The sequence below is a fragment of the Mycobacterium sp. NGS33 genome (assembly GCF_059812885.1).
Genome location: NZ_JCALDN010000012.1, coordinates 96,812 through 113,839, shown reverse-complemented (window position 1 = coordinate 113,839; position 17,028 = coordinate 96,812). Strand labels below are relative to the sequence as shown.

The 17,028-nt window shown below is 67.4% G+C and carries 13 protein-coding genes; 3 read left to right on the top strand and 10 right to left on the bottom strand.

All coding sequences use genetic code 11. The features are described 5' to 3' along the window. Positions 1 to 230: 230 nt before the first annotated feature. The 8 genes from AC5Y5B_RS18470 to mutA all read right to left on the bottom strand — a co-directional run bounded on the left by AC5Y5B_RS18470 (position 231) and on the right by mutA (position 11,465). Positions 231 to 1,004, bottom strand: coding sequence for an ABC transporter permease (locus AC5Y5B_RS18470; RefSeq protein ID WP_500006087.1), 774 nt, complete (start codon positions 1,002 to 1,004; stop codon positions 231 to 233). Between the two features lie 17 nt (positions 1,005 to 1,021). After that, positions 1,022 to 1,762, bottom strand: a complete 741-nt coding sequence (locus AC5Y5B_RS18465) for an ABC transporter permease (RefSeq protein ID WP_500006086.1) — start codon at positions 1,760 to 1,762, stop codon at positions 1,022 to 1,024. Beyond that, entirely contained in the window at positions 1,759 to 2,706 is a 948-nt protein-coding gene (locus AC5Y5B_RS18460; protein WP_500006085.1) for an ATP-binding cassette domain-containing protein, read from the bottom strand. Before AC5Y5B_RS18460 ends, AC5Y5B_RS18465 begins: the two co-directional genes overlap by 4 nt. Before the next feature lie 117 nt (positions 2,707 to 2,823). Further along, positions 2,824 to 4,566 carry a glycosyltransferase family 2 protein gene (locus AC5Y5B_RS18455; RefSeq protein WP_500006084.1) on the bottom strand — a complete coding sequence of 581 codons (1,743 nt, stop codon included), beginning with the start codon at positions 4,564 to 4,566 and terminating at the stop codon, positions 2,824 to 2,826. 348 nt (positions 4,567 to 4,914) lie between these two features. Next, complete coding sequence (gene lipL, locus AC5Y5B_RS18450) at positions 4,915 to 6,201, bottom strand: esterase/beta-lactamase LipL (RefSeq protein ID WP_112634843.1); 1,287 nt, start codon at positions 6,199 to 6,201, stop codon at positions 4,915 to 4,917. A gap of 64 nt (positions 6,202 to 6,265) precedes the next feature. Beyond that, entirely contained in the window at positions 6,266 to 7,234 is a 969-nt protein-coding gene (meaB, locus tag AC5Y5B_RS18445; protein ID WP_112634844.1) for a methylmalonyl Co-A mutase-associated GTPase MeaB, read from the bottom strand. A 95-nt stretch (positions 7,235 to 7,329) separates the two neighbouring features. After that, a complete protein-coding gene (gene scpA, locus AC5Y5B_RS18440) occupies positions 7,330 to 9,582 on the bottom strand; it encodes a methylmalonyl-CoA mutase (protein WP_112634845.1) in 2,253 nt (750 codons plus the stop codon). 5 nt (positions 9,583 to 9,587) lie between these two features. Further along, positions 9,588 to 11,465, bottom strand: a complete 1,878-nt coding sequence (gene mutA / locus AC5Y5B_RS18435) for a methylmalonyl-CoA mutase small subunit (protein ID WP_112634846.1) — start codon at positions 11,463 to 11,465, stop codon at positions 9,588 to 9,590. 180 nt (positions 11,466 to 11,645) lie between these two features. On the opposite strand from mutA, the gene AC5Y5B_RS18430 reads away from it, so the two are divergent. Further along, entirely contained in the window at positions 11,646 to 12,413 is a 768-nt protein-coding gene (locus tag AC5Y5B_RS18430) for a TVP38/TMEM64 family protein (RefSeq protein WP_112634847.1), read from the top strand. A gap of 48 nt (positions 12,414 to 12,461) precedes the next feature. Continuing rightward, a complete protein-coding gene (locus tag AC5Y5B_RS18425) occupies positions 12,462 to 13,454 on the top strand; it encodes a chymotrypsin family serine protease (protein ID WP_500006083.1) in 993 nt (330 codons plus the stop codon). Positions 13,455 to 13,986: 532 nt separating this feature from the next. Here the strand turns inward: AC5Y5B_RS18425 and AC5Y5B_RS18420 are convergent. Then, complete coding sequence (locus tag AC5Y5B_RS18420; RefSeq protein ID WP_500006082.1) at positions 13,987 to 15,453, bottom strand: sensor histidine kinase; 1,467 nt, start codon at positions 15,451 to 15,453, stop codon at positions 13,987 to 13,989. Next, positions 15,450 to 16,160 (bottom strand): response regulator transcription factor, encoded by a 711-nt coding sequence (locus AC5Y5B_RS18415; protein WP_500006081.1) that lies wholly within the window; start codon positions 16,158 to 16,160, stop codon positions 15,450 to 15,452. The genes AC5Y5B_RS18420 and AC5Y5B_RS18415 overlap by 4 nt, the downstream gene beginning before the upstream one ends. Positions 16,161 to 16,456: 296 nt before the next feature. Here AC5Y5B_RS18415 and AC5Y5B_RS18410 point away from each other — a divergent pair, with 296 nt between their 5' ends. Continuing rightward, entirely contained in the window at positions 16,457 to 16,852 is a 396-nt protein-coding gene (locus AC5Y5B_RS18410; RefSeq protein ID WP_112634612.1) for a hypothetical protein, read from the top strand. Positions 16,853 to 17,028 lie beyond the last annotated feature (176 nt).

Genomic DNA, 17,028 nt, shown 5'->3' with positions numbered 1-17,028 from the left:
CATCAGCATGAGCAAGGACAAAGAGTTCATGAAACGGCTCCCCCTATACCTCTGGATCTCAAACTTGACCCGCGGGATGACAAGGGAGGGCCGGCGCGAAATCTTCCTTGCGTATCTTCGGTGGTTTCGGATCAGAGCGTCTCGAGCACGCGATGTGATGTCGCAATCATTTGGCAGCCAAAAGGCTCGACGGCGGTAGCCTGAGCGCGGGCGCAGACATCGGTCGGTTGCTAAGCGTCAGATTCAGCGGCACTCTGATAACCGCGGACGGCGATCGGGATAGACGTAAAGAGCAGCATGGTGGTCCAGAGGAGAGTTAGCACCAAGGGCCAGAATAGCGGACCACCCTGGGCCAGTCCCCACATCGCCTCAATAGGTGCAGATATCGGTTGGGAACGAACAAACGGCCGGAGCCAATCAGGGTAGAGCATGATCGGCGTCGTACCAGGGTTGAGGAACGCAAGCCCAACCGTTCCGGCGGCCAGCCATGTCATGAGCGCGACACCGTTGGTCCGGATAGCCAGCGCCATGATCAGCGCCGTGAACCCAATCACCATTATGGGGGGGATCAGGACGTACACCAGTGCGGTTGCCCAGCCATGCGTGAAGCGCAGGCCCATCCCCAGACCGATCGCGGTGATCAGGATTGTTCCGATGAGAGCGCGTACAGCCTCCGCAGTCAACCGTCCGATTATCGCGCTTGCCCGGTGTACGGGCAGCACCCACATCCGGCTCAGCAGGCCAGAATCACGCTCCATCGCGATGCCCAGCGAAGTGCTCAGGGCGCCAAACACCCCCGACAGCACCGCACACACCGGGACCAGGCCGTACACGCTCTGGACGCCGGTGATCTTGTGGACTCGTTCGTCCAGCACCGCAACGTAGACAATTAAGAGGCATACCGGCACGATCAAAGACCCCACCAGCACCGCCCGCTCACGGCGCCACTCGGTGAGGAGTCGGCCAGCCTGCACCCAGCTCTGGGTCAAAAGCGAGCCGCGCACCCGACGCTCCGGCACCACTAGCTGCGCCTCTGTAGCCGCAAGGTGATCGCGCCGAATACCAGCACCATCCCCACGCACCAAGCCAGGCTGGCCGTCAGATTGCCCACAGCCACGTAGCCAGAACTCAGTCCGCGCAGTGTCTCGGCGACCAGTGACAACGGCTGGTTACGCACGTACGGGCGCAACCACTCGGGGAAGGTGCTCTCGGGGGCAATCCCTGTGGACAGCATGAATAGCAAGAGCTGAGGCACGAACAACACGTGGCTGGTCCCTTGGGGACTGCTAGTAATCGAACCTAAGGCGTCGGCACCCAGGGACACGGCTAGGCCCAACAGCAACGCGATGACAACGAAGGCCACGGCGTACGCCGGACCACCGGTCATCCGGAATCCGAAGCCGTAGCCGGCGGCGATCGCTACGGCCAAGGCGAGCGCGGCCCGGATGAGGGTCGCCACGATCCGGGCACTCACCGGGACGGCGGCCGCGATCGGCAGTGTCCTCAACCGCTCCCCCAACCCATGCAGGTGATCGCGCGCTGCGCGGTCCGCAGTCAGCATCGCGACCAGGACCACTGCCTGGATGGCGACCGCCGGGACTAGGTACTGCGAATAGCTGACGTGCCCGGTGTCGACAAGCCCATGCAGCGCCACGGAAAAGCCGACCAGGTAGCCGACGGGCGAGAAAATCTCGAACATCAGACCGCCATCACGCGCCGCGGCGCGCAGTGCACGTTCAGTGAGGGCGCCCAAGGCGGTCATGGCTGGGCGACAGTTCGCTCTGTTAAGTGCAAAAAAGCCTCATCGAGCGAAGGTTTACGCAACGAGATATCGATTAGTTCGATGCCGATGGCATCAACGCGTCTGAATACCTCCCCCAATGTCGTCACCCCTTCAGGGGCCGGCACCGACACGAAGTTCATGTCGGCGTCGACATCAACCCCTTCGAGGCCAGCCAGTGCCGCCGCGACCTGGGGCAAGTCAGCGGGATTGGCCGGGGTCACCTGGCAGTAGCTGGCACCGACCCTGCGCTTGAGGTCCTCGGCCGTCCCGTTAGCGAGCACCTGCCCGTGGTCGATGACCACGATCGAATCACTCAGTACATCGGCCTCTTCCAGGTACTGGGTAGTCAGCAGCACGGTTACGCCCTGCAGCGCTAGCGAGCTCACCAGCGACCACATTGAGCGTCGGCTACGTGGATCGAGTCCCGTCGTCGGCTCATCTAGAAAAAGCACCCGTGGAAGCACCACTAGGGCGCTGGCCAAATCGACACGACGCCGCATGCCACCGGAGTAGGTGGACACCCGGCGATCGGCCGCCGCGACGAGGTCGAATTGTTCAAGAAGCTCGTCGGCGCGGGCCTTGGCCTGCGGGCGCCGCAGCCCGCGCAACCTTCCAAACAGGACGAGGTTTTCCCGCCCGGTGAGAAAAGGGTCCATGCCGGTGAATTGCCCCGCCATCCCGATGCTCGCCCTCACCTGACCGGCCTGCTGAACGACGTCGAATCCGCTGACTACCGCACGACCCGACGTGGGACGGATCAACGTGGACAGGATGTTGACAGTGGTCGTTTTGCCGGCACCATTGTGGCCGAGCACGCCGCACACCGTACCGGCCGGAACCGAGAAGCTCACGCCGTTCAGCGCAGGCGTGGATCCGCCGAATGTTTTCGTGAGGCCGACAACCTCGATCGCCAGTGGGCTCACGGTCGGAGTATTTCATGGTGCGTCGCTGCGCGTTGACGGTATGGGTGGTCTCGCAAGATGCCCGCCGATGGCGGGACACCGGTAACCAGGCGCCGCGGTGAGCTATGGACGGTCAACTCATTTCCAAACGCGCGATATCAGTGCGCGCAGCCATACGTTCGCAGCTGCCACAGCCCGAGAGTCCCGATGCGCCAACAATTTAGCCTCTTCATCGGTGAACGAGTGGGCGATGACGGCCGGTCGCCGTTGCTTGATTCGTTTGGTCGACCGGCGCTCGGACTCCATTAGGCGTTCGCGAGCTACCCCAGAGTCCGACCTGTCGTACGTGAGGACCACGAGGCTGCCGCGAAGCCAGGGAAAGGTCGAAAGCGATTGCAGCGCAGCGGAATCGAATTGGCAAGGGTGCCATCCCGCTGAAGCAAATAGGGCGAGCCAGTGCGACGCCGGTCGCCCACTGAAATGGCCTGCACCGGGCCGCTTTGCCGGCGTGCCAGAAAGGACGATGCGCTCGCGGGCATGGCGCACAATATTTTCGACAAGGGTGGGCTCAGACTCGGCAGAGATATGTCGGGGGAGCCCGACGCATATCACCAGATCAAAGGTTTCCGCGCGGTCTACCGGTCCGCCTAAATCAGCCTGCATGCGTCCGCCGGCTCCGAGATCGCTTAGTCCGTGTTCGCAGCCGTCGACGCCCGCTGTTCGCTTGGCGCCATGTGAAGCGAAATATTTCAGATACGCCTCTGACCCCTGGCCGATCGCGAGGACGGATCCGGGGCAATAGCGCTCCGCCAGATAGCGGAAAGGCGGTAAATCCACATATAGGGCAGTATCTGATCCACCCTTCCCGAACGGCCGCTTTAGGTGTCGTCGGCCCGCACCCCTTTCGCGCGAATTCTGCAGGAGGCGGATGTCGGACGCCAGACCGGTGCGGTCGGCCTCCGGATTGAATATTCTGTCGATGGACCGCACGACCTTTTGGAGCGGGGTGCAGCTCATTGCCGGTTGCGCGGTCAACATTGAATAACCTGGCAGGACGGGATCATGGACGACATCACGTGGCCACGTCAATTCCGTTCCGGAGAAGTCTGCATATTTGAGTGCTTCGCGGGTCAAGTCCTCCGCTGTAAATGAAGGTCCGCGAATGATGCGTTCATATACCACTTTCCAGTGGATCGCATGTGCTAGGTCGAGTCGGTAGCGATTGCGCTCTAAATTGGCGATCCAGCCGACCAAAATCTTGCTCGTGAACTGATCAACGCTTCGGACCGGGAAGTGAGCTATCGTCACGTCCTTCAGTTTCGTCTTACGCAGCGGCCAACCAACATACGAAACGCCGTGGTTGCCTTGCTTGATCCGCAATTTCATATCAATCTTCGGCTTGGTGACGATGATTGGTTTCCACCAGGTGGGCTCTTCCGCCTTCCGGTGGGTAATGCTTCGTAATGGATCGGAAGCATCCCCTTCGAGCCCCGTCGGGGCGGGAATGTAAGTCCGCCAGCGATACTGAGCTTGCGTACCCGGGCGCATTGAGCGCAATTGGGTGCGCAGAGCGGCCCGCGAGGGCGCGACGATAAACTCATCGGCGTCCAGCAAGAACACAAAGCGCGGCTTGAAGTTGGGCACAACCTTCCGATACACCGCAGTCACAATCTCGGCTTGAAAGTGACCCACTATCGGGTCGTCGAACAGAATTACGGGTAAGCCTTCCCGCTGCAACCGCACAAGAATGTTGCGGGTGTCGTCGACCGAGTCATTATCCACGATAGCCAGCGCATCCATGTAGCACAGGTTGTGCCGAACAAAAGCCTCGATAACATCTGCCTCGTTCTTCACCATCGCAATCCCGAGTGCTTCAGTCATGAGTGTCGCGCCAGGTCAGTTTTCATGGCAGACCTAAACCTTTCGGATGCTGGGGCTCATGTGACATCAGGCCAACGACCATTATCCCGACTCCCCGCGCCTTCGGGCGACGTTCGATCCCATCGGCGTGTGAACCGTCGACTGCACCGAAGCCGCGGGTCGCTCGCACCCTCTGTTCACCGAGCGAGCGGTCACGGCAAAATCAAGTCACTAGGAATGGCCGAAAACTTCGCTGTCACCGCGCTGCTCGCGGTCGTCGAAATCCTTGAACATCAACGCCAATGAGCTCGGCTCGGAGCAAGCTGCTTCTAAAGGACATCCCCCGTGTGTCCTAACGCCGTTGGGGCCTCAGCCCACGGCGGCTCCCGGCTCGGCGAACGGCGCCCCGAACTCGGTGACCGGGCGGAAGCCGCGCTTGCGCACCTTCTCCGCAGCCCGGCGGATCAGCGCATAGATCCCGACGAACGCCGCGTGATCGGTCATCACCAGGGGCGTCAGCAGCCGGTTGTGCACCAGCGAGAACGCCACCCCCGAGGCGGGGTCGGCCCAGCCGAGCGAGCCACCGAGCCCGACGTGACCGAAGCCGGGCATCACGCTGCCGATCGGCAAACTGTGATATCCCAAGTGGAAAGCCAACGGCACGTACAGGTTTCGGTCCGGGCGCAGGCTCCGCTCCCCCGTCAGGCCCGCGACCAGCTCACGGGACAGGAAGCGGACGCCGTCCACCTCGCCGCCATTGGCGATGGCGCCATACATTCGGGCCAGCCCGCGCGCCGTGGCCACGCCGTTGGCCGCCGGGATCTCCGCGTCCAGCAACGGGGTGTCACCCTGGACCGCGGCGACCAGACCCTTGAAGTACATCGACCGGTACGCCCCGGACATCTCGTTGGCGACCTTGCGCGTCACGTAGCTGACGACCGGATTGCCGATCAGGTGTTGTGGACCGATGATCTCGGCGACCCGCGTCGGAGCGTAGGCCGGCGGCCGGCCGAGGTGCAGGCCGTCGGTGCCCAACGGCTCGGCGAGCTCCTCGCGGATCAGCGTACCCATGCCCTTACCGGTCACGGCCCGGCCCAGGCCCGACATCAGCCAGCCGAACGTCAGCGCGTGATACGCCGATTTGCCCAGCAGGCGCCCGGGCGCCGCGGCGGCCAGCTTCTCCTCCATCACGACGTGATCGAGCAGTTCTTCCTTGGTGGCGCCGCGCAGGCCGGACAGCCCGGCCTGGTGCCGCATCACCTGGCGCACGGTCATGTCGGCCTTGCCGTTGGCCGCGAACTGTGGCCAGTACTCGGCGACCGGCGCCTCGTAGTCGATGAGCCCCCGGTCAGCGAGCCGGTGGATGACGGTGGCGGCCATCCCTTTGGTCGCCGAGAACACCATCGGGGCGGTGTTCTCCGTCCACGGCCGCTGCCCGGCTCGGTCGGCCCAACCCGTCCACACGTCGACGACGGGCTGGCCGTCGACATAGACGGCCAGCGCCCCGCCACCGAACCGGCGCGCGGGGAACATGCTGGCGAAACTACGAACGACGCAACCGAAGTGTGAGTCCGCCGCGCCGGACACACGATGACCTGCGTCAAGGTCATCGTGGACACGGACCGCGCGGCGATCGACTCGGGTATCCACCGTCACAACTTTGAATTTACTTGAATTACACAACCGGTAGGAGCGAAATCGGCGATTATTGACCTAACCGTTAGCCCGACGCGGCCGTCAGTATTTGCTGGGCCGCCAGGGCGGGCGTCAGCTCGCCCGCCTTGACCTTTCGCTCCACGTCGGCGCGGATCCTGCGCACCGCCGGGCTGGACAACAGCCGGTCCAGCACGGTGTCGCGCACCATCTGCCAGGTCCAATCGACCAGCTGATCCCGGCGGCGCGCCTCGAACTCGCCCGCCTCGCTGAGCACCTGGCGATGCCGTTCGATGGTCTCCCACAGTTCCTCGAGGCCGGTCCCCTCGGCCGCGCTCATCGTGAGAACGGGCGGCCGCCAGAGCGTTTCACGCGGATGGATCAACCTGATCGCCCCGGACAGCTCGCGCGCCGCCGCCCGGGCCTCGGCGAGGTGATCCCCGTCGGCCTTGTTCACCACCACGATGTCGGCGAGCTCCAGCACACCCTTCTTGATGCCCTGCAGCTGATCGCCCCCGCGCGCCAGGGTCAGCAGCACGAAGGTGTCGACCATGTTGGCCACCGTCACCTCGGACTGTCCGACCCCGACGGTCTCGATCAGGATGACGTCGAAGCCGGCGGCCTCGAGCAGCACCGCCGTTTCCCGGGTGGCCTTGGCCACCCCGCCCAGGGTGCCCGACGTGGGTGACGGCCGAATGTATGCATCCGGATGCATGGCCAGGCGCGCCATCCGGGTCTTATCGCCCAGGATCGAGCCGCCGGTCCGCGTCGAGGACGGGTCGACGGCCAACACCGCCACCCGGTGCCCCAGCCCGATCAGATGCATGCCGAGGGCCTCGATGCTGGTGGACTTGCCCACCCCGGGGATTCCGGTGATGCCGACGCGATAGGCGTTGCCCGAATCCGGCGTCAGCTCCAGCAGCAGCTGCTGCGCCTTCTCGCGGTGGTCGGCGCGGGTGGACTCCAGCAGCGTGATCGCCCGCGGCAACGCCGCGCGGTCGCCGTTGCGGACCGCCTCGGCCAGTTCCGAGCTCATTTCCAGTTCTCCTGGCCCGCGAGCGTAAGCACACTGCGGATTCGGCCGGGATTTTTCGCGGCGTGCTTACGCTCGCGGAAGAGATCGTCAGCCATTTAGCCGAGGTCGTAACCCAGCCGCTCGGCGAGCTTGTGCAGCAAGCCGATTGCGGCGTCGGCGATCACCGTCCCGGGCGGGAAGATGGCGGCGGCCCCGGCCTCGTACAGCTCGTCGAAGTCACCCGGCGGGATGACGCCGCCGACCACGATCATGATGTCGGGCCGCCCCACCTCAGCCATCGCCTCGCGCAGCGCGGGCACCAGGGTCAGGTGACCGGCCGCCAGCGAGGACACCCCGACCACGTGCACGTCGTTATCGGCGGCCTGGCGGGCCACCTCCTCGGGCGTGGAGAACAGCGACCCGACGTCGACGTCGAATCCGATGTCCGCGAACGCCGTCGCGATCACCTTCTGGCCGCGGTCGTGGCCGTCCTGGCCCATCTTGGCCACCAGAATCCTAGGGCGGCGACCGTCGGCTTCCGCGAACTTCTCGACGAGTTCGGTCGCGGTTGCCATGTTTGTGGCCTTTCCAGCTTCGTCGCGGTAGACCCCGGCGATAGTACGGATCTCCGCCTGGTGACGGCCATACACCTTCTCCAGCGCGTCGGAGATCTCGCCGACGGTGGCCTTGGCCCGGGCCGCATCGATGGCCAGCGCGAGCAGGTTGTTGCCCAGGCCGTCGTCACCCGCGCGGCCGTGGGCCGCGGCGGCGCGCGACAGCTCCGCCAGTGCCGCATCGACGGCCTTCTGGTCCCGATTCGCCCGCAGCTCTTGCAGTTTCGCCAGCTGCTCGGCCCGCACCCGGCTGTTCTCGACCTTGAGGACCTCGACTTCCTGGTCCTCTTCCACCTGGTACTTGTTGACCCCGATCACCGGCTGGATGCCGGAGTCGATGCGGGCCTGGGTGCGCGCGGCCGCCTCCTCGATGCGCAGCTTGGGGATGCCGTCGCTGATGGCCTGGGCCATGCCGCCGTGCTCGGCGACCTCGGCGATGTGGGCCCGGGCCTTCTGCGCGAGTTGATGCGTGAGCCATTCGACGTAATACGAGCCCGCCCACGGGTCGATGGGCCGCGTGGTGCCCGACTCCTGCTGCAGCACCAGCTGGGTGTTGCGGGCGATGCGCGCCGAGAAGTCGGTGGGCAGCGCCAGCGCCTCGTCGAGCGCGTTGGTGTGCAGCGACTGCGTGTGCCCCTGCGTTGCGGCCATCGCCTCGATGCAGGTGCGGGCGACGTTGTTGAACGCGTCTTGCGCGGTCAGCGACCACCCGGAAGTCTGCGAATGTGTGCGCAGCGACAGCGATTTGGCGTTCTTGGGCTCGAACTGCGAGACCAGCTCGCTCCACAACAGCCGGCCCGCCCGCAGCTTGGCCACCTCCATGAAGAAGTTCATCCCGATGCCCCAGAAGAAGGACAGCCGGGGCGCGAACTTGTCGATGTCCAGCTCGGCGTCCAGGCCGGCCTTGATGTAGTCGACCCCGTCGGCCAGCGTGTAGGCCAGCTCCAAATCGGCTGTCGCACCGGCCTCCTGGATGTGGTAGCCGGAGATCGAGATGGAGTTGAACTTGGGCATCTTGGCGCTGGTGTAGGCGAAGATGTCGGAGATGATGCGCATCGACGGCTTGGGCGGATAGATGTAGGTGTTGCGCACCATGAACTCTTTGAGGATGTCGTTCTGGATGGTGCCGGCCAGCTTCTCCGGCGGCACCCCCTGCTCCTCGGCGGCCACCACATACAGCGCCAGGATCGGCAGCACCGCGCCGTTCATGGTCATCGACACCGACACCGTCGACAGGTCGATGCCGTCGAACAGCTGGCGCATGTCGAGGATGGAATCGATTGCCACACCGGCCATTCCGACGTCACCCTGCACGCGCGGGTGGTCCGAGTCGTATCCGCGGTGGGTGGCCAGGTCGAAGGCCACCGACAAGCCCTTCTGGCCCGCGGCCAGGTTGCGCCGGTAAAAGGCGTTGGACTCCGCGGCGGTGGAGAAGCCGGCGTACTGCCGAATCGTCCACGGCTGGTTGACATACATCGTCGGGTAGGGACCGCGCACGAACGGCGGCTCGCCGGGGAAACTGTGCAGCGGATACCCGTCGGCTTCCACCGCGGCGCGGTCCGCGCCGATGTAGACCGGTTTGACGTCGATGTCTTCCGGCGTCTGCCATTGCAGTTGATCGGGCGTGTACGAGTGCGCGGCAGCGGCGGCGGCCACGTGTTCGTCGACGGCGGCCTCGGTCGCCGGGGCAATCGTCCGCTCGCTGTGCAGCGGAACATCGGCGAAGCTGCCGACAGCGGGTGCAGTGGTCGTCATCGTGCCTACGCCCCCAGCCTGGTGAGGAGATCCGACAGAGCTTCGACCGCATTGATTTTCGCGGTCAGGAATTGGTCCGGTTGGTGCTCGGCCTCGGCCACGGCCTTGTCGGGCCCGGCCAGATAAACCCGCGCGACGCCGGCGTCCCGCGCCGCCTGCACGACGCCCGAGGCCTCGTCCTGGTAGCGCTTGTCGGTGCCGCAGATGACCGCCACCGCCGGCGACCCCGCGTCGGACACCGCCGAGGCAACACCGTCGGCATCGACCGTTCCCGGGTTGATCGCCTCGATGCCCCCGGAAGCCAGCAGGTTCGACGCGAACGTCGCGCGGATGTTGTGCTCGGCCAGCGGACCCAGCGGCAGCAACAGCACCCGCGGGCGGGATCCGGTGCGGGCCAGGTAGGCGTCGGAGCGGTCCCGCAACGCCTCGAACTCCGCGGCATAGCGCACCAGCTTTCCGGCGGCGAGCGGCGAATACGTCGAATCGCTTTGCGGCAGAGGCGGTTCGGTGAGGTCAGGGAACTCGTTGACGCCGGTGATGGCGGTCCGGCGGTGCGCGATGTCGTCGCTGCGGCGGGCGGCGACCTCGGCGATCTGAGCGGCGATGAAGTCGCGGGCCTGGCTGAATCCGCCCTGCGCCTCGATGGCCTGGAAGTGCTCCCAGGCCTGCTCGGCCAGCCGGCGGGTGAGGTCCTCCACGAACCAGGAACCGCCGGCCGGGTCCAGCACACGGCCCACATGTGACTCTTCGAGCAGCAGCAGCTGGGTGTTGCGCGCGATGCGGCGGGCGAAACTCGTTGCCACGTCCGGGAACCCGCCGTCGATGGCGACGTCGAAGGGGAACACCAAAAGGGAGTCGGCGCCACCGACGCCAGCGCCGAAGGCGGCCAGGGTGCACCGCAGCATGTTCACCCACGGGTCACGCTGGGTCATCATCGGCAGCGAGGTCTCGGCGTGAATGACGGCGGCGCCGGCGTCCGGTTCACCGACGACTTCGGCGACGCGCGCCCACAGGTTGCGCGCGGCGCGGAACTTGGCGATCGTGATGAACTGGTCGTCGTCGGCGGCGAACCGGAAGCTGATCTGCCGCAACGCCTGACCGATCGGCAACCCCGATTCGGTAAGCAGCCGTAGGTAACTCACCGCGGCCGCCACACTCGCGGCGAGCTCCCACGTCGCGTTCGCGCCGAGATTGTGGAAGGCGGGCCCGTCGACGGTGATCGCACGCACCCCAGTGTGCTCGACGGCCCGCTTCGCCGCGGCGATAGCGTCCTCGATCTTCGGCGCGGGCCGCTCACTGAGGGCGGCACTGAGCGGGTCACCGCCCAGGTCGATCGACAGGGTGGCGCGCTGGTCGGGTTCCACCGCGTCCGCCAGCGCCAGCACCACGTCGCTCACCGCCGCGTAGTCGGCGCCGGCTTCCAGGATCAGCGGCGCCATGCCCAGGTAGACACCCTCGAGGGTCTGGCCCAGCTGGTCGGGCGCCACGCCCGACTCCCCGATCCGCATAACCAGGGCGCCGGCCCCGTTGCCGAGCGCGTCCAGCACCGCGGAGTTGACGTCCTGTGCCGCCACACCGGGCACCGGCGTGGCGGGGAAAGCCTCGGCGACCTTCCAGCCGGACTTGACGTCGCGCAGCGCGTCGCCGCCGCGCACGAAGGGCCACTCTCCCGGCAGCGGCGGTTCGGGCAATTCGTCGAGCGCGGTGTAGAGCGCGCGGATCGCGATCCCGTCGTACGTCGGGGTTTCTAGCAGCCGCTCGGGCGCGTCCCCCAACTGCTCGGGGTCCTTCCGGGTGCTTTTGGCCAGCACACCGGCGACCGCACTGCGCCAACGCCCGCGAACCTGTTCTAGGTCGGCGAGTTCGGGTACATCAATGGACACCGATTGCTCCCTTTTCCCAGCATTTGGGCTACAGCTCTGGGGATACCACTTAGCTACTGAGGCTAATTGATGACCGCTCGTCGCTAAAAACCGCCAGGTGCCGCGAGCGGGTTCGATTGCCGATGAAACACCAGCGTCGGGAAAGGCCGTATTCACCTGCGCCCCGTACCCTAGGGAGCCGTGACGGGTTCCGCCACCAGCAAAATCGCCGAAACGGCGCGCGATCTGGGCTGCGCCATCGGCGTCGCCGCGCGAAGCGTGTCCCGGTCGCGGATCGCCTGGACAGTGGTGGGCATCACAGCGCTGGTGGTGCTGGCGTCGTGGCTTCCGCTGCCCTCACCGGTGCAGATGCGCGACTGGGCGCAATCCGTGGGACCGTGGTTCCCCCTGGCATTCTTGATCGCCCACATCGTCGCGACCGTGGTGCCGATTCCGCGCACCGCGTTCACCCTGGCGGCCGGACTGCTGTTCGGTCCCCTACTCGGCGTCGCCATCGCGGTGGTCGCCAGCACGGCCAGCGCCATGATCGCGCTGCTGCTGGTGCGCGCGGCCGGATGGCGACTGAACCGGCTGGCGCGCTACCGATCGATCGAAACGGTGGAAGAGCGCCTGCGGCAACGTGGCTGGCTGGCCATCTTGTCGCTGCGGCTGATTCCCGCGGTGCCGTTCTCGGCGCTCAACTACGCCGCGGGCGCGTCGAGCGTGCGGGTGCTGCCCTACGCGGTGGCGACTCTGGCCGGGTTGCTGCCCGGCACCACCGCCGTGGTCGTTCTCGGCGATGCGCTCGCCGGGCACATCAGCGCGCTGCTGTATCTGGTGTCCGCGATCACCAGCGCGCTGGGACTGGCCGGGCTGATCATCGAGATCCGCCACTTTCGCCGCCACCACCGCCGCGCGCGCCGTCCCTTCCCCGACGAAACCTCACCCGAGCCGGCCACCATCAGCTGATCACCAACTTCGGTAAGACCGCCACGCGGCGCGGCAAAGATCGATCTAATGGTGAAGGTGTACGCGCTCGAGGTCGTGAGCTGGGGGACGCCGTACTCGCCGGCTCGTACCGTCGCGCTGCCACTGAGCGCCCTGGTGTTGGCGGTGCTCGCCGTGCTAGGCCTGCTGCCCAGCCGGGAGGTGCGGCGCCGCAGGCCGAGGAGGAACGCCTTCGCCGCGCTGTTCGCGCGGCCAGAGCGCGCCAAGTTGCACACCACGTTGCTCACGCTCGCGGCGGTGTGCAGCATCGCCGCACTGGTGGCGGCCGTCTGCCTGTTCCCCCGGGCGATCACCCCGGCGCACCAGCCGACGCCGCCACCGCCGATCCTGGCGCCGATCGATCTGCCGGCCGCGAGCGCGGTAGGCCCGGGCGCGGGAATCTACGTCGCCTACGCCGACGGATCCAGCGGAATGGGTTGCACCGCAGGCTTTCTGGTGCACACCAGCACCGGCGCGCCCGGGATTCTCACCGCCGGTCATTGCAACCGCCCCCGGCAACCCAGCAAGGTGACGATGAACCTGGGCGGCGTGCTGCCCTACGCGACGGTGGGCACGTTCCGCGAGACGATCAACGAGGGTGTGCACAACGAGCAGCACGACATCGGCCTGATCACGCTGGACGGCGACAACATTCCCCAGTCCTCGGCGATCGCCTCGTCGTTGGCCGTCACCGGTGTCGCCACCAACCTGCAGATCGGCCAGCAGCTGTGCAAGTTCGGCATGGGTTCCGGCGCGGACGCCTGCGGGCAGATCGTGGAGATCACCGGCAGCAAGGTCATATTCCTGGCGAGCGGTCAGTGCGGCGATTCGGGCGGCCCGGTGTATCTGTACGAACGGGACGGCACCGTCAGCGCCGTCGGCATCCTCATCCGCGGCGGCGACCCCTACACCGTCAAGACCGGATGCGCGGCCCGGGCCAAATTCTCCGTCGCCGAATTGGTGCGGCCCTGGCTGGACAACTGGCACCTGACCGCCGTGACCGCGCCCGCATCCCCGCGCTGACCGGCGCTGCCTGGCGCCGCGAGGCGCGGCGTTTCATCTTCAGGTCCGCTTCAGGCTGACTGCCTACCGTCGCGGCATCGCCTCCGACTCGCCGACGTGGGGGCGCGGTGACCGGTAAACGCGGTGCGAACAAGCCGATTTCGCGCCGCCCGGGTGAAGGAACCGTCGACAGAGAGGATGGATGGACCCAGTGAAGATCAGAGAACTAATCGCTGGTTCGTTGCTCGCGAGTGCCCTTGGGGTGGCCGCGGCGGGCTTCGGTGCCGCCGTGGCGAGTGCGGATCCGCCCCCGCCGCCACCCGGTCCCGGGCAACCGTGGGGGCCGGGGCCCGGCGGACCGGGTGGGCCGGGCGGGCCGGGTGGGCCGCCGCCCCCGGGTGGACCCGTGGGACCGCCGCCCCCGGGCGGGCCGTTCCATCCGGCCCCGCCGCCGGGTTGGTGAGGCCGGTGCGCTAGCAGGCGTCACACGGTGACCGCCCCAATCATGCTCTCGCGCAGGTCCATTGGGGCGGTCACTGCCTTACTCGTGCCCCTACTGGCGCGGCAGCGTGAGCCTGAACTGGGCGCCGCCCTCGTGGGACAGGCACACCAGGTCGCCACCGTGGGCGCGCGCCAGCGCCCGCGCGATCGCCAGGCCCAGGCCGGCGCCGCCGTGGTCGCGGGCGCGCCCGGCGTCCAAGCGCACGAGCCGCTCGAAGATGTTGTCCCGCTGGTCTTCCGGGATGCCCGGCCCGGTGTCGGTGATGGCCACCTCCGCGATGCCATCGTCTGCGCGCAGGTCGACCGTGATGGCTCCGCCGGGTGGGGTATACCGTCGCGCGTTGTCGAGCAGGTTGGACACGATCTGCGACAGGCGGGTCGCATCGGCGTGGAGATTCAGCGTGGTCAAACCGGTGCGGCTGACGCTGATTTGCGGCGCCAGCATGGCGGCCCGGTCGGCTTCACCATCGAGGACGGCGGCCACGTCGACGTCGTGCAGCTGGAGCGCAAGCCCGGCGTCGATGCGGCTCAGGTCCAGCATGTCGGCGACCAGCCGGCCGGCGCGACGAGCGTCGGAGAGCAGCAGGCTCGCCCGACGGTATTGCCCGTCGTCGTCATGTTCGGAGGCGCCGTGGGCAAGCTGTTCGGCGGCGACCTGGATGCCGGCGATCGGGGTGCGCAGCTCGTGGGCGGCGTCGACGAGAAATCGCCGGGTTGCGGACTCGGCGCGTTGCGCGGTGTCGGCGGCGTGCCGGGCGCGGCGCTCGGAGGCTTCCAGGGCGTCCAGCATCCCGTCGAAAGCCCTTGCGGCGCGCCCTAATTCGGTGTCGATGCGGTCCGGATGCAGTCGGCGGCCGCGGTCCCCGGTGGTGATGGCGTTGGCCAGCGCGGTGAGCCGGTCCAGGGGCCGCAGTGCCGCCCGGCTGACCGCAACCAGCAGCAGCGCCGCGAGCGCCAGGGTCGCTAGGCCCGCCCCGATCATCAGGCCGCGCAGCTGATGCGCGACTTGGGTGGTCTGCGTGGTGTCGGCGACCAGGATCACCCGGCTGCCGTCGGGCAGGGGGTGCACGATGGCCGTCGCGGTGGCATCCGGTGGCGGGCCGGGCGGCGGCGGAAGTGCGTACGGCGGTGGCGGATACGGCGGATAGGGCGGCGGGGGCGGATACGGCGGCGGTGGCGGATACGGCGGCGGGGGCGGTTCGACCTCCCCGTCAGTCAGCTCGGGGCTGATCCCGCGGTCACCGTAGGCGCTGCCGTTGGCCGTGACGACGAGCGCCCGGATCCCGCCACCATTGAGTTCGGCAGCGAGCAGATCGGGTGAGGTGCGCGCGGCGCTCAACGCGTCGGCGCGCGATGTCGCGGCCAGCAGCCGGTCGTGCAGATTGCGTTGCGCCAGAACGCCAATGGTGATGTCGATGGTGACCCCGAGCACCACCAGCAGGACGGCTAGCAGCGCGAGCACCACCAGGGTCACGCGTCGCTGCAGCGACGGCGTCGGTGTCGTCGACGCGGCCGTCATGACCGCTCGGCCCGCAGGCGGTAGCCGATGCCGCGCACGGTATGCAGGATCCGCGGCCCGTGCGCCTCCAGCTTGCGCCGCAGACCGCTGACGTGGACCTGCACCAGGTTGGGGTCGTAGGCGTCATAGCCCCACACCCCGTTCAGGATCTGACCCGCGCTGACGATCCGGCCCCGCTGCTCCACCAGGAACGACAGCACCCGCAGCTCGGTTGCGGTGAGATCCAGCGGGTGACCGCCGCGTGCCGCCACACCGGCGCCCAGGTCCAGCGTGACGTCGCCCACCTGGATCACCTGGGACAGCCGTCCGCGGCGGCGTAACACCGCGCCGACCCGTGACACCAGTTCGGCCAACTCGAACGGCTTGATGACGTAGTCGTCGGCCCCGCCGTCGAGCCCGCGCAGCCGGTCCGGCAGCCCGTCGCGCGCCGTGATCAAGACGATCCCGACGTCACCCCATTCGCGGATCACGTCGATCAGTTCGAACCCGTCGCGTCCCGGCAGCATGACGTCGAGCACCACCAGGTCGGGCCGCATCCCGTCGAGGACCTCTTCCAGGCCGTCGCCGTCGCAGCGGGCATCGGTGTGATAGCCGACCTCGGTGAGCGCTTCGCCGACCATCTCCCGGATGGTTTCGGAGTCCTCGACGACCAACACCCGCGGCGTGCCGACGCTGAACTGGCCGGCCGCACGAAGGCAATCCGTCATGCCCCCATTGTCGGCGCCGGCCCTGAAACGAACCTGAAGGTGGCGTCCCAGCGATCGCGTTCGTCACCAAAGGCGAGGTATGTGGCAGTTGCCCGCCTCTGAGCGACAACCCCGTTCGGTGCCCCGGGGGTGCCCCGGCGGCGCACCGTTCGGTGCCCCAGCGTCGGCGCGTTGTCGCTCGAAGGCGGGCAAAGGTGGTTGCCCTTTTGCCGGTGACGGCTGTGACGGTTGAGCACGCTCGCCAGCCGCCCGAATTCTTCAGATCCACTTCAGCCCGGGTTCTTAACCTCCGAGACATGACCACGAACGACGACATCAACACCAGTCCCCCGGCGCCGCCGCCGGTCGCCCACCCAGCACCGGAGCGACGCCGCTACCCCACCGGCGTGGTGATCGGCGCCGCAGTGGCGGGCGCGCTGCTCGGCGCGGTCGGCACCGTCACGGCGATCGCGTTCGCCTGGATCGTCAGCGTCGGGCCGCTCCCGCCACCTCCCGGTCCGCCGCCGATGCTGGCGGCGCCGTTCCACGGGTCCCCGCCTCCTCCGCTGGGCGGACCCGCGCCGGGTGGGTTCGGATTTGCTCCGCCGCCCAGTCCGCCCGGACCCCCGCGTGGCTACTGGCCGCCGCCCCCGGGCGAGGGATTCCCGTCACCGGCCTCGCCGACGCCACCGTCGCCCGCGCCGCATCCCTGACCACCGAGCCTGTCGCCGTCACGATGCCCGAAATCGTGACGGCGACAGGCGTCGGGCCAGTGCCGTCTCGGTTATCCCGCCGCCGTCGAGAGCCACCCCGATCACCCACCGCCGCGCCGGGCGCCGTACCGCCCCTGCCGCCGGCACCCCAGTCCTGAGGTACGTACGCGGCGGTC